This window comes from Azoarcus sp. DD4, from assembly GCF_006496635.1.
Classification (GTDB): domain Bacteria; phylum Pseudomonadota; class Gammaproteobacteria; order Burkholderiales; family Rhodocyclaceae; genus Azoarcus.
Genome location: NZ_CP022958.1, coordinates 2,336,011 through 2,357,047, shown reverse-complemented (window position 1 = coordinate 2,357,047; position 21,037 = coordinate 2,336,011). Strand labels below are relative to the sequence as shown.

Annotated in this window: 14 protein-coding genes; 8 read left to right on the top strand and 6 right to left on the bottom strand. The window is 63.3% G+C overall.

Going from position 1 to position 21,037, the window contains the following annotated elements:
• Positions 1-109: 109 nt before the first annotated feature.
• From amoB to CJ010_RS11000, 4 genes are all read right to left on the bottom strand, one after another.
• Positions 110-1,249, bottom strand: coding sequence for a bacterial ammonia monooxygenase, subunit AmoB (gene amoB, locus CJ010_RS11015; RefSeq protein ID WP_168224937.1), 1,140 nt, complete (start codon positions 1,247-1,249; stop codon positions 110-112).
• A gap of 164 nt (positions 1,250-1,413) precedes the next feature.
• The gene (gene amoA / locus CJ010_RS11010; protein WP_205754936.1) at positions 1,414-2,148 is read right to left on the bottom strand and encodes a bacterial ammonia monooxygenase, subunit AmoA; all 735 of its coding nucleotides are present in this window, start codon (positions 2,146-2,148) and stop codon (positions 1,414-1,416) included.
• Positions 2,149-2,309: 161 nt separating this feature from the next.
• Positions 2,310-3,110: a bacterial ammonia monooxygenase, subunit AmoC gene (amoC, locus tag CJ010_RS11005; RefSeq protein WP_205754935.1), complete on the bottom strand. Its 801-nt coding sequence runs from the start codon at positions 3,108-3,110 to the stop codon at positions 2,310-2,312.
• A gap of 151 nt (positions 3,111-3,261) precedes the next feature.
• The gene (locus tag CJ010_RS11000; protein ID WP_168224936.1) at positions 3,262-4,689 is read right to left on the bottom strand and encodes an OmpP1/FadL family transporter; all 1,428 of its coding nucleotides are present in this window, start codon (positions 4,687-4,689) and stop codon (positions 3,262-3,264) included.
• A gap of 636 nt (positions 4,690-5,325) precedes the next feature.
• Between CJ010_RS11000 and CJ010_RS10995 the strand changes: the two genes are divergently transcribed.
• Positions 5,326-6,222, top strand: coding sequence for a Crp/Fnr family transcriptional regulator (locus tag CJ010_RS10995; protein ID WP_141018071.1), 897 nt, complete (start codon positions 5,326-5,328; stop codon positions 6,220-6,222).
• Between the two features lie 244 nt (positions 6,223-6,466).
• On the opposite strand, the gene CJ010_RS10990 is transcribed toward CJ010_RS10995, so the two are convergent.
• On the bottom strand, positions 6,467-7,510 hold the full coding sequence (locus CJ010_RS10990) for an IS630 family transposase (RefSeq protein ID WP_141018070.1): 1,044 nt from the start codon (positions 7,508-7,510) through the stop codon (positions 6,467-6,469).
• A gap of 404 nt (positions 7,511-7,914) precedes the next feature.
• Complete coding sequence (locus CJ010_RS10985) at positions 7,915-8,205, bottom strand: hypothetical protein (protein ID WP_168224935.1); 291 nt, start codon at positions 8,203-8,205, stop codon at positions 7,915-7,917.
• Between the two features lie 106 nt (positions 8,206-8,311).
• Between CJ010_RS10985 and CJ010_RS10980 the strand changes: the two genes are divergently transcribed.
• The 7 genes from CJ010_RS10980 (at position 8,312) to CJ010_RS10950 (ending at position 21,008) form a co-directional block, all read left to right on the top strand.
• On the top strand, positions 8,312-9,340 hold the full coding sequence (locus CJ010_RS10980; RefSeq protein ID WP_168224934.1) for a cyclopropane-fatty-acyl-phospholipid synthase family protein: 1,029 nt from the start codon (positions 8,312-8,314) through the stop codon (positions 9,338-9,340).
• A 172-nt stretch (positions 9,341-9,512) separates the two neighbouring features.
• The gene (locus CJ010_RS10975; RefSeq protein ID WP_141018067.1) at positions 9,513-11,201 is read left to right on the top strand and encodes an AMP-binding protein; all 1,689 of its coding nucleotides are present in this window, start codon (positions 9,513-9,515) and stop codon (positions 11,199-11,201) included.
• A 100-nt stretch (positions 11,202-11,301) separates the two neighbouring features.
• Positions 11,302-12,630, top strand: coding sequence for an acetyl-CoA hydrolase/transferase family protein (locus tag CJ010_RS10970; protein ID WP_141018066.1), 1,329 nt, complete (start codon positions 11,302-11,304; stop codon positions 12,628-12,630).
• A gap of 97 nt (positions 12,631-12,727) precedes the next feature.
• Positions 12,728-13,462: a methane monooxygenase/ammonia monooxygenase subunit C gene (locus tag CJ010_RS10965; protein ID WP_141018065.1), complete on the top strand. Its 735-nt coding sequence runs from the start codon at positions 12,728-12,730 to the stop codon at positions 13,460-13,462.
• 134 nt (positions 13,463-13,596) lie between these two features.
• Entirely contained in the window at positions 13,597-13,800 is a 204-nt protein-coding gene (locus tag CJ010_RS10960; protein WP_141018064.1) for a hypothetical protein, read from the top strand.
• Positions 13,801-13,859: 59 nt separating this feature from the next.
• A complete protein-coding gene (locus tag CJ010_RS10955; RefSeq protein ID WP_141018063.1) occupies positions 13,860-15,752 on the top strand; it encodes a propionate--CoA ligase in 1,893 nt (630 codons plus the stop codon).
• Positions 15,753-15,839: 87 nt separating this feature from the next.
• Positions 15,840-21,008 (top strand): AAA family ATPase, encoded by a 5,169-nt coding sequence (locus CJ010_RS10950; protein ID WP_141018062.1) that lies wholly within the window; start codon positions 15,840-15,842, stop codon positions 21,006-21,008.
• Positions 21,009-21,037 lie beyond the last annotated feature (29 nt).

Genomic DNA, 21,037 nt, shown 5'->3' with positions numbered 1-21,037 from the left:
CCAACGGCCAACAACGCAAATAGCCTGGATCTAAACCAACAATGCATGAAGCTCTCCGTGGCGCGGGACCGAGAATGGTCCCGCGCGCATCACGATCCGAGCCCGGAGCTCAGGACTTGGTGAACACTGGCACGATCGGACCCGACACATTGGCGATCACACGTTCGCCGTCAGCGTCGTAGAGGAACAGCAGGCCGCCGACCCGGTTGTCCGGGTCGTTCAGCAGGCTGGTCAGCCGCTCGGCTTCCCAAGCTGCATCGGTCGCTTCCATCTCGATCAGCCGCGTCTCACCCGGTGCGAGCGGCCTGCTGTCTGCCACCTGCAGTCCGCTGGGCGGCACCAGATCCATCGGGAAAGTCGGATCGATCGCAGCGACCGCGGCGGGAACCGATTTGTTGATGAACCGCAGGCCCGCGGTTGCGAATTCGCCGATTGACACGGGCTTGTCGCCGTCGTTGGTGAGCTCGAGCTTCAGCTTCATGGAACGTCCGGGGACGTCGTACGTCGCACGCCTGACACGGACGCTGACGGTACGGTTGTCCATCGGCAGTGGCTCGACGTTGAACTCGCCTCCTTGGAGCGGGATCGTCCGGGGGTAGGTCGCCTCGGCCCAGTTCGCGCCCCAAATCACGACGACCACGGTCGCGATGCCGAAAGCCGCACCCCAGAGACGGTCCCCGCGGGTAACCAGCTCCTCCTCGTTACCGGCTTGCAGAGCAACCGCACGCGGCATCAGCAACGGCTTGCGCAGCCACCACAGCATGAATACCAGGGCGGCGATGTACCAGCCGATGTGGACGGTCTTCACGGTCCCCATGCCCCACGTCTCGAGATTCTCGATTTGAGTACCGTCGATTGTCGTCGCCGGCAACTTGAAGTCGGCGGCGTTACCCGTTACCTCCAGCCAACTGCCGGGACCGAGCAGCGGACCCGCCCCTTCGACGTTGATCATCGGGTGCACGTGGTGCTTGCCTGGGATGCGCCCCTTGAGCACGGTTTTGAACTCGTAGTCGCGGTCGAGTTCGAGCCGGCCGGACTGAATCGCCGGCTCGCCGTTAATCCAGCTTTCCGTGCGTGCGAGAACCGGACCCGGCGTGCCGTTACCGAGGAACGAGCGCTCCGGAGCCGGCAGGTTCTTTGGCCAGTCGCTGAACAGACGGAACTTGCCAGTGACGACGATGTCGCCATTCACCTCCGTCTTGGTCGTGCTCCAGTGCAAGTCATAGAAATGGGCCGTGCGCATGCGCAAGAAGGGTTCCTGGTTGCGCTCTCCATGTGCAAGCGCGTTTCCGCACAGCGACAGCAGTACTCCGAACCATACTGCGTAAGTCAACCGTACTACACATTTTCCGAATGTCGAAATCATGAAAATTCGTCCTTTGATTCGTGTATCCCTTGGTTCTGTTCGGGGTCTCAGACGGCGAGTTGCTCACTCGACGGCCGAGGATCCTTCTTCAGCCCCATTAACTGCTTGAACTTGTTCGGGACGGTGACGACCTTGGTAAGGAGCATGCCCAGATACCACCAAGCGAAATACATAAGCATGCACACGAATCCAGCGAAGAACGAAGCGACCCAAGCCGAGTGGCCACCGAAAGTACGCAGGGTTCCGCGTTCGATGAATCTGAGATACTCGGGCGTGGCGGTCCGTGTGAACGTGTAGCCGATGTAGTCGGCCACCGAAACCACCGAGTTCATGACTTCCATCGGCAGGTGGTAGGCCGCGAGCATTGGCCAGTTTGCCGGATAGAACAGCAATGCGAATCCTATTCCGCCGATCACCGCCGTAAGGAAGAAATTGCCCGTGAGCAGCAACACGACGTCCAAGACGATGGCGCCCGGAATCATCGTGGCGGGCCAGATCTCGCTGAACGGGAAGTACGACCACACATGGAAGCCGAAGTATCGGTTCATCCATTCGCCGAAGATGAGGCACACGATCGCAAAGGTTGCCCCAAAGGGGAGCCTGAACTTCTCCCAAAACACATAGTGCAGCGCCGCTGGAAATGTGATCGCCACGATCGGCGTCAGCGTCACCCAGTACTGCCGGTCCTTCCAATCGGTCCAGAAATCCCAGTCGCCGGCGAGCAGCATGAAATGGAGGTGAAAGGCGGAAGTGATCGCGAGGAAAAGAATCACCGCAACCATGATGTCAAATCTTCTCGAAAGCGCCGCTGACCATTTCGACCATGTTACTCCGTAGATCCGCACTTGTTCCGATGCAGCAATGTTTGTCATTTTGGAAGTTACCTATTCGAAAACGGGTGGCGACATCCCACCGACGAGGGGTGCCGCCGCCGTGGGTTTACTCATGCGTCGCAGCGGCGGAAGAGCTCCGTCATATGCTGGACGATCTGAACGAGCAGGCCGCCGAGAGCAAGCACGCTCCACCCGAGGACCACGAAACCCCAGTGCAACGGCGCCGAGAAGAACTCCTCCATCATCCAGAAAGCGTGACCCCACTCGTTGTATCCGAGATTCGGGAGGATCATGAAGGGGCCCGCGACCGCCAGCACGAAGGGAATCGAGAGCTGCTCAGCAAATCTCGGCAGCCGGGTCATCGCATACAGGAGCGAACCGACACCGAAGAGCACGTAGAACGGCATCGTCCCATAGAAGAGCACGATGTGACTCGGTGTAAAACTCGTATCGCGCACCACCGTCTGATGCCAGGCCGCATCCTGCTCTGCAAAGAAGCTCGCCGCCCAATAGACCGCGAAGGCGTAAAGGAAGATGAAACCGATCAGTCTGAAATAGCGCTTCAGCTCCTCGCGTGGCTCCAGCTTGTCGAGGTGTCGGTCACGCGTCACGAAAAGGTACGACCACAAGCCCGCCCAACTCGCAACAATGGCTGGGAGCTGCCACTGCAGCAAACCCATCCAATAGGTGTCGAACGCGGGGTCCGTGGAATCCAGCCCCGCAGACCAGGCGAAGACCTGCTGGTAGATTCTGTACGCGATCATCAGCACGAGGATGCCGATAACGCCAAGGGCGGTTGTGCGAATCGGCGCGATAGCACCCGTCGAAAAATCCGCCCGGGCCGAGGGCCGGCTCGCTCCCCCATCGACCTGACGGGCCGGCTGGTCCACTTCCGCTTGCATGATACCCATAATCCTTCCTCCTGTTCCTGGGTGAAACCTGTGTGGCTTCGCTCTTCAATCGACCCACGCTCGATGCGCAGGCGAATGACTCTGTGTCGTTTGATTCACCGTTCCAGTCCGCTACAGACGCAACTATCCTGGGTCGAATACCCCTCCCCGTCTAAAACCTGAAATTCACTCCCGCTCCGACCGCCCACGCGCTGACCTCGGCCTCGTAAGTTTCCGGTCCCACTGGCCCGGCGAGCGCCGCGCCGATGGAGGTCGTCCGCTGCTCTTCGTTCTTGAAACCGTAGGCGCCGAATGCGTCGACGCGAACGTTGGAAGTGAGGTCGAACCCGACGCCGGCAGCAATCGTGTGCTGCCAGATGACGGGGACAAGGGTCATCTGGACCAGTTTGACGACATCCGTACCGAGGGAACCTGCAGCCGCCCCGAGCGGAATGGGACCGAGCCCGCGCAGGTTGCCGAGCGTGTTGCTGGGGGTATCCCGCAGGATATCCTCGGCATAGCTGTAGCCGAAGCGCAGACTCCATGGCCCCGTCCGGTACTGCGTGCCGACGAGGGCCAGGTATTGATCGTCATAGACGTCTTGGTAGGTCTCGGCGCTGCTCCAGTTCTTCCATACGACGTCGGCTTCGACCATCCAGTTTGGGGTGACGTCGTACGCCATACCGACGATCGCCTCCAACGGCTGCTCGACGGTGAGGTCCTGGAATCCCGGCGAGCCGACTGCGCTCTGGTGGAGAATATTCTTGAATTTGTACTTCACGGGGCTCTTCAGCGCTGCGCTCAAGGTCAGCGCCGACGTGAGGCGGTGAGTCAGGCCGATCGATGCGCCGAATCCGACGTCATGCACGCTGGAAGTGTTGCCGTCGAATCCGCACGAACCCGCCGTCGCGGGTTCGCAACCGGCTGGTCCAAGCAACCCTCCAAACGACCCGGATGGGCCGGAGGTGCCGAGCTGGGCCAAACCGAAGCCGATCGTAAGCGCCGCGCCAACCGCGGTCCGCTCCGTCACCTGCTTCGCCGCCGCGACATTGGCGTTGAACGAAATGAGCTCGACCAGCAGGGGCAGTCCGCTCACGCCCGGATCGGTACTGACGCTCGGCACGGTGATGGGATCATCCCTATAGTCGACGCCAATTCCAGCATCCAGCTCGATACCGCCACCGAGGAACCAGCCGCCACCGATTTCATGGGTGACGGCGGTGTCGGGAATGACATAGTTCCGGGCATCACTGCTCGATGTGCGCGAGCCACCCGCGCCGCTCTGATGTACATCCACATCGGGAACGAGAAAGGCAGCCCCGATGCCGAAATTCGTTCCGCGGAGCTGAGTCATCGTCGCAGGGTTACCGAATACGGCGGCCGACGGCTCTTGTGGCTTCGTGTACGCAGCACCCGCCATACCCCCCGAGGCCGGCTTAAAGGACAAATTCATGTCCGTGCCGGTATTAAGCGCGTGGGCTGCTCCGGTGGCGCACGTGAGGGCGGCCGCCGCCACAATCCTCCCCGCGCCGCTTGTCTTCAAGCCAGCGAGTCGTCCGGCGCGACGGCCAATGATCGCCTTCTTCTGTTTTTGTCCCATCTTTACTCCTCTCTCCTTTGACTCAGATGCAAACATACTGGCCTCCCTGCAGCCGTCGAATGCCTTCCGCACGCCACCAATGTCTTGCCCGCGATATGTAACAGCGGGGCTGTAACATTCTCACGCTCATTTCTGTAACAGGCTGCGCCACATGTGTATCGTGAAACACCCAGCTGAGTCACATCAGCCCTACTTACGTACATTGTTGCGAATTCGCTGGCGATGCACGCGAGGCAAGATGCAAGCACCATGCCAAGTACCGCGGCGTGACTGCCGGCGAGGGTGCCGCTTCTTATCCGTGAGTCGAATGAAAGCGCCCGCTTACTGTTGCGGTTACTCAATCATTGCTTGATCTCCAGGGGCCGTTGGCTCGGATCTTGCGGCTAGGCCATTTACCGCCCAGCGAGCACCATGCGGCAAACTTGGGCCGAGTGCGCAGTGGGCGAAAGACCCGAGGCGCCAGGCATGGGGTTCGTGATGCCTTCTCGGCTCTCTGGAGCCCCATAGGCAGCCAGCGTACCGATCTCAGGGACCGGCATCGGCGATGGCTTTCGCAACAGACCGCGCCCTCCTCCTCGGTGAGTCGCGCCCTCTACCACTCGGACCGAGAGACTAATCATTGAGCCGGAGATCCAATTGGAATTGTTCTGCCATGAGACTCGGACGTCGACTGCGTTGGCCGCCGCGGGCCTTTGCGATATTGCCGGCGCCCTGACCACGTCGCCTCTCTTCCAGAACCTGCACGCTGACACACTGGACTTGCTGGCGAGTCACGCCGACGTCCGCGTGGTCGCCAAGGGATCGTGCTTGCTGCCCACCGGGCCACTCCGCGAGCAACTGATTTTGGTTGGTCGCGGTGTGATGCTTGTGGCTGTACTGGGCCTGCGCGGCCCAGCCAAGATCGTCGAGATAGTGCAGGCGGGAGGCCTCCTTTGGCCGGCGTGCTTATTTGCGGCACCGTCTGCTGGACTCCTGGCAGAAGCCGAGTGCGATACGGCCCTGATTTGCATCCAAATGCGTGCGGTGCAGGCCGCCATGATCACCGACGACCGCTTTGCGTCTGTCTTGTTTGAGGCCTTGTCGACGGCGCTTCATTCTCTGGTTGGCCACATCCGGGCTATCACGGGCCGCCGCGCAACGGAGCGAATCGCGGCATATTTGCTCGACCAGATCCCTTGTGACGGCAAGAACACCCAGCGGACGGTGGTGATGCCTACTTCGAAGGTGGTCGTTGCTCGCCTACTGGGCATGAGCCACGAAAGCTTCTCCCGCGCATTGCGGGAGCTCAGGGATGCCGGGGTAATCAGGGTCGACCAACGTTCGATCACCATCATGGACATGAAACACCTCGCCGCTATCGACGCCGGTCGCCAACAGCAACTCGACGGCCAGCAAGGCGAACGGTCGTCCGGCCGCGCGGACGGCTTCTCAGGGAACCAGCTCGACCCCCAGCGAGCCCACGAACTCCTGCGCTTGGTGACAAGACGCAGCCCTCCGGCGCAGCGGCTGACCGCTAGTCAGCGCCGCCCGTGACAGCGGCCAGAGATGAGGCAGCAGGCTTTCCGGGCGCACTGCGACGAAAGCAGCGAGCACCGCAAACCGCAACGATTTTGCACGGCGAACCCGCGGCGCAGCCCGCGGTTGGATCGCCCGTGGTAGCTAGCTACGTCAGTCGTTCTCCCATGATGAATTGGGGCATCTGCTGACACAGCACGAAACGTTGGCCAACGGTCCGAGCTCTTTCCAACCCGCGACCCGCTATTAAACCGGCAATCAATTAGGAAATATGGACATACGAGACGGCCGGGTGCTTGAAGTACGAAACGACTCGCCCCGGGACGGCCTGCAGCTGACGCATGAAGCCCGTGGCGAGCTTGAGCAGTTGCTCGGTTGTTCGAGCCACGGGGCCTTGCCGCAGGTTCGTCTTGAAGTCGCGGTTGAGATACTCGTCGGGATTCGCCTCGGGCGAGTACGAGGGCAGATAGACGAGCTCGATTTTCTCGGCGCGCTCGGCCACCCAGGCCTTGACCGGCTTGCTGTGGTGCACCTTGAGGTTGTCGACGATGAGAAACACCTTGCGCCCGGCATCGGCGATGAGCGCCTCGAGGAACGTGATGAATCGGTCGCTGTTGATCGCGCCCTCATGGAAGGCGAAGCGCACCAGTCCCTTCTGGGTGATGGCCGAGATCATCGAGATCGACGTCCAGCGCGCCGACATCGCCAGCACCGGGGTCTGGCCGGCCGGCGCATAGCCGCGCACCCAGTGCCCGTCCTGTTTGACCGCAGTCTCGTCGGCCCAGTAGATCTCGCCGCCTTCGCGCTTGGCGCGCTCGACCAACTCGGGAAAGTGCAGGTCCATCCAGGCGCGCAGCGCCGCGTCGTTACGCTCGATCGCCTGGCGTGCGGGCCGCTGCGGCGTGAAACCCCAGCGCAGCAGGTACTCGCCCACGGTGCGGATCGGCATCTCGATGTCGAAGAGTCGGCGCACCGCATCCTGTACGGCGCGACGATTCCACAACGCAAACGGCAACTTCAGTTGGCCGGGATTGCCGGCAAGGATCGTCTCGCGCAGCTTCAACTCCTGGGCCAACGTGAGCGTGCGGCCCGAGCCATGCTTGAGCCCGCGCCGCTTGGGCACAAACGCCGCCTCGCCTTGACCGGCAAACCAGCGCGACCACTTCATCACCGTCGAGATCGACACGCCGCACACCTTGGCAATCTCGGCCCAGGTGAGCGCCGTCTCTCGGCGCAGTGTCAGCGCCTGACGGCGAAGCAGTTCCAGGGATTCGGCGGACAGGCCGCGGGCGTCGATTTTCTTCATCCCCGAATCATACTAGATTCTTTTTGTTTGCCGGCTTAATAAACAGGTAGGAGCCGTTCGCGCAACTGCCAAACGGCGACCGGGGCCGAAATCAGCGTAAGCAATGGGATGTACGCTACAGCTCGGTTGGCATGCACGTGTAACAGGGCCAGCGGTTGCGCTGTTTCAAACCGCTACGTAGCGGCATCAATCTGCAACACACGGCCGCGCTTGTTCGCCCAACTGTTTCTCCGGCGAAGGACGCTACGCCTAGCCGCCTGCCTGACTCGAGCTTTTTCCCCGCTTCCGAGATCTTATTGACGACTCAGGAGTACCTCGATATAGAGGCCCGCGCTCCGGCATAGGGAAGCGCACGTGGTACGACTCATGCTTTCCGTCAATAGAGAAGGCCGCTGCCCGCGGTGTCACAGGAATTCGACGGGCGAACTCGAAATCATCAACAAGCGGCCCAGATAGCGGACCAGGCGCATATTGCGGCGCACGGGACGGGACAACGAGCGAGCTTGAGGATGAATGTCGAATATGTTTTTGATCAGGGTCCACTTCGGGCTGGCATTGCGGAAGAGGACATCCTTTTCCACTGGTTCGTCTGGAACGAGGCTGTGATAGTGCGGGAAGGCGCGGCCATTACTCGTGAAGCCGCATTGCATGACGCCCTCGCGACCGTGGTCCTGCTTCAGGGCACGGCGAAGCAAGGAGGCGAGCTCGTCCGCGCGGGTGGCCGGCCGACCCACCACAATCGGCGTGATCAGTCACGGCCCCTCGACTCGTTGGGACAGCGGACAAACAAGGACCGAATTCTTGACAAACAGATCAGGCCACGCGGTAGTCAAAGGCGCGATGGGAAATAACGCCGCTCCCCACGGTGGGTACGATTCGGTCGCCTCGATCAAGGCGGGAGAGCTACTCGACCTCCATTACGACATCGGTGGCGGACTCTACAAGATGTGGGCAAGTCCGAGCTCGGTGCTGGCTGCCATCGTCCTGGGCTGGGCGGGCTGTGACCACCCCGCGCAGTTGCACTACGGCTGGGATTTGGCGAGCGCGGCGAGCCTCGATGACGCGATTCGCGACACAACCCGCCGGGCGTTCGACCTGTTGAATGTCGGAGAAGTCTCCGCCCCGCTGATCTTCGAGCCGGGATGTGGCATCGGCGGCGCGGCGACCGACATCGCCCTGTTGCGGCCCGACTGCGAAGTAATCGGAATGTCCGTGGTCCGGGCCCAAGTCGAAACGGCCCGCCGTCGCGCCGACGCATTGGCGCTCCGTAATGCGACGTTTTGCCACGGAAACTATCTCGCTACGCCCTTCGACGACTGCTCCTTCGACGGCATCTACGCCATCGAGTCGTTGTGCTACACCCCGGCCAACGAGCGGCCGGCGCTGTTTGCCGAGCTCCACCGTCTTCTTCGGCCTGGCAGCCGGATGGTCGTAATGGACGGTTGCACATGCCGCGCGCCACAGAATGAAGAGGAGCGCGGCTACGTGAGAGACGTCCTGGCGGGCTGGACATTTCCCGCGCCATGCACACCCGACGAGTTTCGCGAGCTTGCCATCCAGGCGGGATTCGAGATGGTGGAGCAGCGCGACGTGACGCGCTCCGTCTACGATTCGGCACGCCGGATTGCCGCCATCGCTCGTTACGCACTGCTCCCCCTCACTCAGGTCGCATCGCTGCCAGGTATTGGCCGCCTGTTGAGCTCCCTCGGTTTCGGCTCGCCGAATCACGCGCGTCGCTTCGTCGCCGCTTGTCTTTCGCAGCTGGCCGTTTTCGACCTAGGTCTCGGCGCCTATTACCTTCACGTCTTGCGCAAGCCGCCTGACGCGTAGCCTGGAGGATGCCGAGGGGAAGAAAAACACGGCGTGAACTCTGCAGTCGCGCGGCGAGGATCGCGCCCGAGGCGGCGGTGACAACGGCTATCCGGCAGAGAACGGGCGCGCCTTCCGGTCGCAGGTCGCAAACACCACAAGAAAGTTCATACAGAGAGAGGAGAGGAAGGGAATGGACTCGATACAATCGTTTCATGAGGCAAGGGATTTTCTCCTGACGCACCGGACCGACTACGACGCCGCATATCGCGATTTTCGCTGGCCCGTGCTCAATGAATTCAATTGGGCGCTCGATTACTTCGACGGCAGTCTGGCCCGCACCGGCGGAACCGCGCTGTTACTGGTGGACGAGTCGGGGGCGCAGACGAAGATCAGCTTCAGCGAGATGTCGCAGCGATCGAACCAAGTCGCCAACTTCCTGCGCGCCTTGGGTGTCAAGCGCGGAGACCACATCCTGATCATGCTCGGCAACGTCGTGCCCCTGTGGGAAGCCACACTCGCGGCGATCAAGCTCGGGGCGGTCGTGGTTCCGACCACCACCCTGGTCACCCCGGAGGACCTGCGTGATCGTATCGACCGAGGTCGCATCGCACACATCCTTTGCGCCGCCCAGGATACGCACAAATTCGCCGGCTTGGCTGAAGGGCTCACGCGCATCTGTGTGGGCAGCTCGGCGGACGGCTGGGTCGAATTCGAAGGTGCGCGCGACGCAGAGAGCAGCTTCGTGCCGGACGGTGTAACCCGGGCCACCGACCCCTTGTTGCTCTACTTCACCTCGGGCACAACCTCGAAACCCAAGCTCGTGCTCCACACCCATCAGAGCTACCCGGTCGGCCATCTGTCGACCATGTACTGGCTTGGCCTCAAACCCGGCGACCTCCATTACAATATCAGCTCGCCGGGGTGGGCCAAGCATGCCTGGAGCTGCTTCTTCGCGCCCTGGAACGCGGGGGCGACGGTCTTCGTCTACAGCGCGGCCCGCTTCAACACCGGGGCAACTCTGGACGTGCTGACCCGCTACGGGGTGACCAGCCTGTGTGCGCCACCCACCGTGTGGCGCATGCTGATACAGGAAAATCTCGCGGACTGGCCGGTCAAGCTTCGGGAACTCGCGAGCGCGGGTGAGCCGCTCAATCCAGAAGTGATCGAGCAGGTGAAAAGGGCGTGGGGCCTTTCCATCCGCGACGGCTACGGCCAAACGGAGACCACCGCTCAGGTTGGCAACCCGCCAGGCCAGCCAATCCGCTACGGCTCCATGGGCCGCCCACTTCCGGGCTATCGCGCTGTCCTGCTAGATACCGACGGACAACCCGGCGTCGAGGGCGAGTTGAGCCTCCCCCTCGCCCATTGGCAACTAGGGCTAATGGAGGGCTACCAGGGCGATGAGGCCAAGAACGCCGAAGTGATGCGCGACGGCCACTACCACACCGGAGATGTGGCACGCATCGACGAGGACGGCTACCTCTGGCACGTCGGACGTGCCGACGACGTGTTCAAGTCCTCGGATTACCGCATCAGCCCCTTCGAACTCGAGAGCCTGCTGATCGAGCACGATGCGGTGGTGGAAGCCGCGGTGGTGCCCAGCCCCGACCCCGTGCGACTGTCGGTCCCGAAGGCCTTCGTCGTCCTGCGCGCCGGTAGTGCCCCGGACCGCAACACGGCGTGCGAGATCTTCCGCTTCGTCCGCGACAAGGTCGCGCCCTACAAGCGCGTGCGGCGCCTCGAGTTCACGGATCTGCCCAAGACCATCTCCGGCAAGATCCGCCGCGTCGAGCTGCGCCAGAAGGAGCAGCAGCGCAAGGATGCCTCGTGTCGCGGGGCGACCGAGTTCTGGTACGAGGATTTTCCCGAGCTCACCTGAGACGGGCATCCGAAAAACGCTCGCCGGCAGCGCCCGCAGCGACGTGCGTGGCGACGGCGGGAGAAGCGTTGAATTCAAGCATGGAGTTTGGAAACAAGAAATGAATCTCGAACAGATGCTATCCGAGAAAACCGCGGCCGCAGACGAAATTGCGGCTCTCGTGCAGAGCGGTTGGACTGTCGACTATGGATTTGCAATCAGCCAGCCCGACCTCCTTGACGCCGCCTTGGCGGCGCGCAAGGACGAGCTGTGCAACGTGCGCGTGCGCAACGCGCTTTCGGTCAAGCCGCGCCAAGTGATCGAGCTCGACCGCGAGCAGCACCACTTTCACGTCGAAAACTGGCACTTCTCCGGCTACGACAGGCGCAAGCACGACGACGGCCTCACCAGTTACATCCCATTCAACTTCGGTGAAGGGCCGCGGCTGTACAGGCAGCACCTCGACACGGATCTGCTGGTGATCAAGACGACTCCCATGGATCATCACGGATTCTTCAATTTCGGCGCCAGCAACAGCTACCTCCGGGCAGCGTGCGACACTGCCCGACGCATCGTGGTGGAAACCAGCACGGCGATGCCGCGGTGCTCCGGTGTCGAGAATGCTGTGCACATCTCCGAGGTCGATTTCGTCATCGAGGGTGACAACGCCCCACTCGCCGAGCTGCCGAATGCGCCGATTTCCGAGATCGACCGCCGCGTGGCGGAACTCATTCTGCCGGAAATCGATGACGGTGCCTGCCTGCAGATTGGCATCGGCGGCATGCCCAACGCGGTGTGCTCAGCGCTGGCTACGGGCCCGGTCAAGGACCTCGGCATACACACCGAGATGTTCGTCGACGGCATGGTGGACCTGGCCGAAGCAGGCAAGATCACGGGGTGGCGGAAGAGCACGTTCCGCGGCAAGATCGCCTTCACCTTCGCCCTCGGTACCCGCCGGACCTACGATTTCATCGACGGCAACGAGATGTGCCTGAGCCTGCCCGTGGACGAGACCAACCTCACCGAGAACATTGCCCGCAACCGCGGTGTGGTGTCGATCAACAACGCCATGCAGATCGACCTCATGGGACAAGTCGCCTCTGAGAGCGCCGGGTTCAAGCATTGCACGGGCACCGGCGGCCAACTCCAGTTCGTGCGCGGCGCCTTCATGTCGGAGGGCGGCAAGTCGTTCATCTGCCTGTCGTCGCGCTACTTGAAGGGCGGCGAGCCGCGCTCGCGCATCGTCTCCGGGCTCGCCCCCGGCACGGTGGTGACTACGCCGCGTACTGACGTGATGTACGTGGTCACCGAGTACGGAATCGTCAATCTCAAGGGCAAGAGTGTCCCAGACAGGGTGCGCGCGCTCATATCCATCGCGCATCCCGACGACCGCGAACTCCTGGAGAGACAGGCTCGCGAGTGCGGTCTGTTGCCGCGCCGATTGTACTGACTCGGCCGGTTCGGGGAATGGGCGAAGGGCTGCTCGGCGCTTCGCCCCGCTGAGGCGTGAAAAGCGTTCGCATCCTGACTCCAGGTCGCGCAAAGAGATGAACACGAACCCACTCGTGATCGCTGCAGCTCGTTTGTGGGCAACCGAGGCCGGCCCTGTCATCGCCGCAGCGGCCGCGGTAACAGCAATGTTTGCCGTCGGCCTCTACCTGGCCAGCTCGTTCGGGGCTCTCGGCGCGGAGCTGTCCACCGGCGTTCCGTCGATCTCACTGCTGCGGCTCATCCCGGTCTGGCTTGCGGAAGGCGGCTTCGCGCTGGCGCTGTGGAGCCGGATTCGAAGGAGCAGCGACCCGGCGGTCGAGCTATCGGCCGCCGAGGAGGTCAGGCGCAGCCTGGTCCTCGTGGCGTGGCTCGCGCTTCACATTCTGGCTGTGCTCGTGACCACCGCGGCCCTGGGCGCCATCGACACGCCGTGGCGGGATGCTGCAACCGGGGCGAGTGAGGTGACGAGCCCCGGCCACGTGGTGACCTATGTTTCCGCAATACCGGCCTACATCCTGGCCGGCGGAGGCGCTCACGCATACGCACGGGCACGGCTGCGCCGCTTCGCCCACCTCAATTTCCACCACTTCATGATCGTCGCTGTCGGACCGTTCGTTTTCCTACCCGTGATCGACGTCCAACAGCTGATCCACTCGTTCGACCCGGATGCGATCGACTACCTCGTTGCCTACTGGGTGGTGATCGCCGCATGGACCACCAACACCGGATGGTTGGTGACGAAGCTGTTTCGGCACATCCTCGCTCGAATGCCGGCATCCCCGACGGCCTAGTCTAGTAGCGCAGCATGATGGTGAGAAACTCTGATCCCTTGCGGGGCTTGGACCTTGAGGCGCACTGCGGGATGAATCCCGGTCCCTACTCTTCCCCCCGAACCATGCGCGGACGAGAAGATCCCCAAGCGTCGATGTCCACCTACATCAGCGTTGAGGACCGCGTACCGCAGGACCACCGGCTGCGCCGGCTTCGCCGGCTCGTCGAGGTGATCCTGGGCAACATGAGCGGGCTGTTCGACGAAATCGGTTTGCATACGCCCGGCAGGACGGGTGACGGCGCGCTTCCGGTGCCGAAAAAAACGTGCGGAAGGGGTAAGTTCCGGCAGGAAGCATGAGTTTCTCACCATGCTGCTGGACTTTTTCAACTGTAGGACAACTTTGAGGGAGAGGATGTATGACTAGGTATCGGGAGTTTCACTGCCACTCGATCGACAAGCGTGAAGAGTTCTGGGCCGAGCAGGCCGGGCTCGTGCACTGGAACAAGCCGGCGGAACAGATCTGCGATTTCTCCAACCCGCCGTTCGTCAAGTGGTTCAAGGGCGGCGAGACCAACCTCTGCTACAACGCGGTCGATCGCCACGCCGCCACGCGCCCGAACGATCGCGCGCTGATCTACGTCTCCACCGAGACGGACGAGGAGAAGGTCTACTCCTTCGCCGAGCTGCAGCGCGAGGTCGAGCGCATGGCGGCGATCTACCAGGATCTCGGGGTCAAGCGCGGCGACCGGGTGCTGATCTACATGCCGATGATCGCCGAGGCGGCCTTCGCCATGCTGGCCTGCGCGCGCATCGGCGCGATCCACTCGGTGGTGTTCGGCGGCTTCGCCGCGGGGTCGCTGGCCACCCGCATCGACGACGCCAAGCCGGTGCTGATGGTGAGCTCGGACGCCGGCATGCGCAACGGCAAGCCGGTGCCCTACAAGCATCTCGTCGATGAGGCCTGCAAGCTCGCCGAGTTTCCGCCGAAGAAGGTGCTCATCATCGACCGCGGCCTCGACAAGGGTTTCCCGAAGGTCGAGGGGCGCGACGTCGATTACGCGGCGCTGCGCGCCAAGCACATGGACGCGACCGTCCCGGTGACCTGGCTCGAGTCCTCGCAGCCGAGCTACATCCTGTATACCTCCGGCACCACCGGCAAGCCCAAGGGCGTGCAGCGCGACACTGGCGGCTACGCCGTGGCGCTCGCCGCCTCCATCAAGCACATCTTCACTGGCTTCGAGGGCGAGACCATGTTCTCGACCTCCGACATCGGCTGGGTGGTCGGCCACAGCTACATCGTCTACGGCCCGCTCATCGCCGGCATGGCCACGGTGATGTACGAGGGCACGCCGCTGCGTCCGGATGCCGGCATCTGGTGGAAGATCGTCCAGGATCACAAGGTCAACGTGATGTTCTCCGCACCCACCGCGGTGCGGGTGCTGAAGAAGCAGGACCCGGCCTACCTCAAGAAGTACGACCTCTCGTCGCTCAAGCACCTCTTCCTCGCCGGCGAGCCGCTCGACGAGACGAGCCACAAGTGGATCATGGACGAGCTGGGCATCCCAGTCATCGACAACTACTGGCAGACCGAGACGGGCTGGCCGATGCTGTCGGCGGTGCGCGGCGTCGAGAAGACCCCGATCAAATACGGCTCGCCGAGCTTCCCCGTGTTCGGCTACGACCTGCGCATCTTCCGCGAGGACGGCACCGAGTGCGGCGCGAACGAGAAGGGCATCGTGGGCATCGTCCCGCCGCTGCCGCCGGGCTGCCTGTCTACCGTCTGGGGCCAGGACGAGCGCTTCGTCTCCACCTACTTCAGCCTGTTCAAGGATCCGGTGGTCTACAGCTCGTCCGACTGGGGCATCAAGGACGAGGACGGCTACCACACCATCCTCGGCCGCATGGACGACGTCATCAACGTCGCCGGCCATCGCCTCGGCACCCGTGAGATCGAGGAGGCGATCCAGGCGCATTCCGCGATCGCCGAGGTCGCGGTGGTGGGCGTGCACGACGAGGTCAAGGGCCAGATGCCGATGGCTTTCGCCGTGGTGAAGGACGGCTCGACGGTCGACAACCCCGAGAAGCGCACCACGCTTGAGAAGGAAGTGATGAAGACGGTCGACAGCCTGCTCGGCGCGATCGCGCGCCCGGGCCGGGTGCACTTCATCTCCGGCCTGCCCAAGACCCGTTCCGGCAAGATGCTGCGCCGTTCCATCCAGGCGCTGGCCGAAGGGCGCGATCCGGGCGACCTCACCACGATCGACGATCCGAGCACGCTGGAGCAGATCAGGGCCGCGCTGGCCGGCTGAGCGTCGCGCCCTTCGTCGGTCGTAGGGACCCGCCCGGGTGCGGCGGGTGTGGCACAATCAGTTGAGACGGTCGAAAACGAAGGCTCTATGCGCGGGATGTGGACGCCGGCCCAGCAGGTCGCGGAGTTGGATTCGCGCGTGCTCGGCACAGGTTATCGGATCGCCGCGATCCTCGGCGAAAGCCTGCACGCGTTCGTGTGCAGGGGCCGCCGGGAGTCCGAGCCGGAGCGCCCGCTGGTGTTGAAGGTCCTCAAGACGGCGAGCCTCTCCGAGCCGCAAGCGCGCTACCTCAGGCACAAGATCGAGCGCCTGAGGGTCATCGATCATCCCGGCGCTGTCGTTCCACACACGCTCGTTTCCCAGGGCAGTGCGCACTTCCTCGTCTACCGCGACGTTCCAGGCGTTCCCCTCGACCGCTGGGAGCGGGTCAATCGGCCGACACGCCTCAACGACTTCTTCACCATCGCCCTGGGTCTCGCCGAAGTCCTGAACGCCGTCCACCAAGCCGGTGTGATCCATGGCGGCGTGAGGCCCCACAACATTCTGTTCGACGCCGAAACCCCGACGGTATACCTGGTCGATTTTCTCAGCCCGCTCGACGTCCGCGACATCAGTCACTTCATCTACGACCTCGATTTCATCGAGGGCACGCTCGCCTATACCTCGCCGGAGCAGACCGGGCGGATCAATCTTCGGGTGGATTTCTCCACCGATATGTATTCGCTGGCGATCACCCTGTACGAGCTGCTGGTGGGCGACTTGCCCTTCCGTTCCCGCGACCCACTGGAGCTGATCCATTGCCACCTCGCCGAGGAAGTGCCCAATGTCCACACGGTAAGGCCCGAGATTCCGCGCGTGGTCGGCGACATCATCGCCAAGCTGGCTCTGAAGGAACCCGAGAAGCGCTATCAGAGCGCCGTCGGTCTGCGCGCCGATCTCGAACGCTGCCGGCTGGAGCACCTTGCCACCGGCACGATCGCACCCTTTCCGCTGGGAATCCACGACCACAGCCGTCGCGTCTCCTTCGTCTCCAAGATGGTCGGGCGGGAACGCGAGGCCAGCCTCGTCCTCAATGAATACGGCAAGGTCGTGCGCGGCGCTTTCCGCGCCGTCTTCATTTCCGGTCTGTCCGGGATCGGCAAGACCCGCTTGATCCAGGAGCTGCAGCGGCCGCTGGTGAAGCACAAGGGTTACTTCACCTCCGGCAAATTCGACCAATACCAGAAGAACGTGCCGTACAGCTCGCTGCTGCAGGCGCTGCGCAACCTCGTGCGCACCCTGCTGACGGAGAGCGACAGCCGGGTGGCTGCATGGAAGGCGAAGCTGCTCGACGCCCTCGTCCCTCACGCCCAGGTAGTCATCGACGTCGTGCCGGAGCTCGCCGTCCTGATCGGGCCCCAGCCGCCGGTGCAACCATTACCTCCGGCGGAGGCGCGCCAGCGCTTCAACGCCGTCTTCAACCGCTTTCTTTCCTGTATGGCGAGCGCCGAGAATCCGCTCGTCCTGTTCATCGACGACATGCAGTGGTGTGATGCGGCGTCCTTCGAATTCCTCCAGTCCCTGTTCGCCAACGCCGCCGACCATCCGTATCTCTTCTTCATCGGTGCCTATCGGCACAACGAGGTCGACAGCAGCCATCCCCTGATCCACCTCATGCGTGCCATCGAGGATCGGGGGGAAGCCCTACAGATCGTCCGCCTCGGCCCCCTGGGGCCCGTGCACTGTCACGAGATGGTGGCCTACATCCTGGATGCGCAGGAAGAACATAGCGGGCCGCTGGCCGACTTCCTCGTCGAGTTGACCGAAGGCAACCCCCTGTTCGTCAGCGAGAGCCTGTCCTATCTCCACCAGCAGAAGCTGCTGCACGTCGATCGCCACGGCGCCTGGCGCTGGCAGCTGGACGAGATCCGTCGTTCCGACATGCCCGCCTCGGTGGTGGAGCTGTTCAGCGCGAAGATCACCAAGCTGCCTTCCGACACGCTGGGCATCCTGGTCCTGTGCGCGTGCATGGGCAATCGCTTCGCCCCGGAAGACATCGCCCGCATCCGCGAGATCACCCTCGTCGAACTCTATGAAAGGCTCAAGCCGGGGTTGAGCCTGGGACTGCTCGTCGAGCACAAGCACGACTTCCAGTTCGTCCACGACCGTGTCCAGGAGGCCGTACTGCGCCTGCTCCCCGCCGACGAGCGGCGGGCAATCCACTGGTCGATCGGTCACCACCTGCTGGGCGGCCTGCAGACCGAGCTCGACGCCGTTGAGACCGACCGCTTGTTCACCATCGCCGCCCACCTCAACCTGGGCAAGGCGCGCGAGCCCGATCCTGCCACCGCCGCCGACCTTTGCCGGATCAACTTCCACGCCGGCAACCGAGCGTTAGACGCCCTCGCCACCGAGGCGGCCAATGGGTACTTCAGGGCGAGCCGGGCCGCGCTGCCAGCCGACGCCTGGCAAAGCGCCTATACCACGAGCTTCCGCATTCACCAGTGCCTCGCCAAGACCGAGCTGATGTGCGGTCGCCCGGAGCAATCCCGCCGCCTCATCGACGAGCTGATCGCTCACGCACAAAACGAGCTCGACAAGGCGGAGGCGCTTGCCGAGCAGACGACCTCGCTGTCATCGGTCGGCAACTTCATCGACGCCGTCGATACCGCAAACCGGGGGCTCGCCTACTTCGACCAGGCGCTCCCGGCGTCATCCGATGCGGCGCAGCGCAAGATGCAGAGCCTAATGGCAGATATCCACCGCGAGGGCGACGACCTGTGGGCGCGAATCCTCGACATGCCCTTCACCACGGAACGACGCGCCCGCATCGAGCTCGCCTTTTATGCCGAATTGATCCCCGACCTCTACCTGTCGGGACAGGTGCCTCAGCTCTACCTCGCGGCGGCACAATCGACGCGCCTGTGCCTGGCCGGCGGCATGGATGAGTCGGTGATCTACTCGTTTTCGATCATGGGCCTCAACCTGGGCGAGCAGGCCCGCTTCGATCTGGCCTTCCGTTATGAGGATCTCGCCCGCGAGCTGTGCGCGCGCCATCCCGACACCTTCGGTGCCACCCGCGGCATGAACGGCATCGCGTGGTGCAACATGCACTCGCGCAGCCGCCCGGGGGCGATCGTCGAGTACTGCCGCAAGTCGATTCAAAGCGGCAAGAACTGCGGCGACCTGTACAACGCGGGCTTGTCCTACGGCCCGCTGATGTGGAACCTGCAGGTGCTCGGCGACGACTTCTCGCGTATTGCCGACGCTGCGCAGGAGTGCCTGGATTTCTCGCGGAAAAATCAACTGTCGTTCTCGGTAGGCTTGGCCGAGGCCGTCGAGGCGGGCTGGGTCGCGCCGATGATGCGCGACGACGCGGCCGTCCCCATGGCGGACAAGCTCGCGCTGTGGGAGCGCAGCAACCACATTGCCTCGGTAGGCAGCTACTTCGTGCTGCGCGCGATCAGCCAGCACTACCTGGGCGACTACGTGGCGGCGGCGGCGAGTCTGGAGGCGGTCGAGCGCTACCTGCACGGGCTCACCGACAACGTGCTCAAGCGGCAGTGCAAGGTTTTCGAGATCCTGAACGCCTTGCGTCTGTACGAACGCGGGTGTGAGCCCGGCGGGGCGGCGCGGCTTCAGGCGCTCATCGCCCCGCTGGTCGACGAGCTCGAGACGTGGTCGCAGCTCGGCCCGCTACTCGTGCCCTACATGGCCCTGATTGCCGCCGAGCGCGAGCGCATCCTCGGTTCGCCACGGCAGGCCCGCGCCCTCTACCTGGATGCGATCGAAATCGCCGACGCGCATGGCTATGTCTTTCTGCGCGGCTACCTCAACGAATGTCTGGGCGAACTGATGCTGGGAGAAGGTAGCCAGACGGGCAGGGGCTACCTCCGCGAGGCCGACCGCCTCTACCGTCGCTGCGGGGCCGCAGCCATGGAAGCCAAGCTGCGCCGGAAGCATCCGAGCCACCTGCCGCTCGATGTCGCTCCGGCAGGGGTGGAAAGAACGGTCGAGGCGCCGGCGACGTTGCCCGACCTGGATCTGGACTATCTCGTCAAGTCCTCGCTCGCCATCGTCGCCGAGACCGACCTCGACGCCCTGCTGCGGAAGATCATGCAGGTCGTGACCGAAAGCTCGGGGGCCCAGCGCGGATATCTGATCATGCGCGAAGGGGACAACTTTGCCATTCGTGCGCGGAGCGACATCGCCGAACGGGGCGCGGTCAAGACGGAGACTACGACGCTCGCCGAAGCTCCGGGAGTCAGTGTCGCGCTGGTCAACTACGTCTATCGCACGCGAGAAAAAGTGTTGCTCGGTGGCGGCAGCGGCCCCGCCTACCTGGCCGATCTCGCCAGCAAGGAGCCGGGCTCGCTGCTGTGCCTGCCCGTCATCAAGCGGAACATGCTCGTCGGTCTCCTGTACCTGGAAAACCGGCTCGGCAAGGGCATGTTTACGGCCGCGCAGACGCGCGTCACCGAGGTGATCGCCGCCCACGCCGCGATCTCTCTGGAGAACGCACGCCTGCTGGCCGAAACAAGGGCCGCAGAGGCGCGGATCCAGGAGCTCAACGTCGAGCTGGAGCGTCGGGTCGAGGAGCGCACGGCGCAGCTCGCCCTCGCCAACCGCGAGCTCGAATCGTTCTCCTACTCGGTGTCCCATGACCTGCGCGCGCCGCTGCGTAGCATCAGGGACTTCAGCACGATTCTGCTGGAATACTACGCCGACGAGCTGGACGACTATGGCCGCGACGGCCTCAATCGGATCGTACGGGCGAGCCAACGCATGGGCTTCATCATCGACGACCTGCTCCAGCTCTCGCGCATCGCGCGTACCGAGGTCCGCCGCGAGCGCATCGACCTCGGGGTTGCTGCCCGCGAGATTCTCGATGATCTGCTGCCGCAAGGGGCCGCCGTCAGCATCGACATCGAGACGGGGCTCTTCGTCGACGCCGATCCCGGCCTGGTTCGGATCATGCTGGAGAACCTGCTCGCGAACGCGATCAAGTTCACCAGCAAGACGGCGAGCCCGGAGATCGGGCTGCGCCGGGGTAACGACAGCATGACCTTCGTTTTGAGCGACAACGGTGCCGGGTTCGACGCCAAGTACGCCGACAAGTTGTTCGTCCCGTTCCAGCGGCTGCATAGCGAAAACGAGTTCGAGGGCATCGGGATCGGGCTCGCGATCGTCCGTCGAATCGTGGAGCGACATGGCGGGCAGATCCGGGCCCAGGGAGAACGTGGACACGGAGCGAAGTTCTATTTTCGCTTTCGGTAGGACCTTGTCCGAGACCGGTCCGCTCCTTC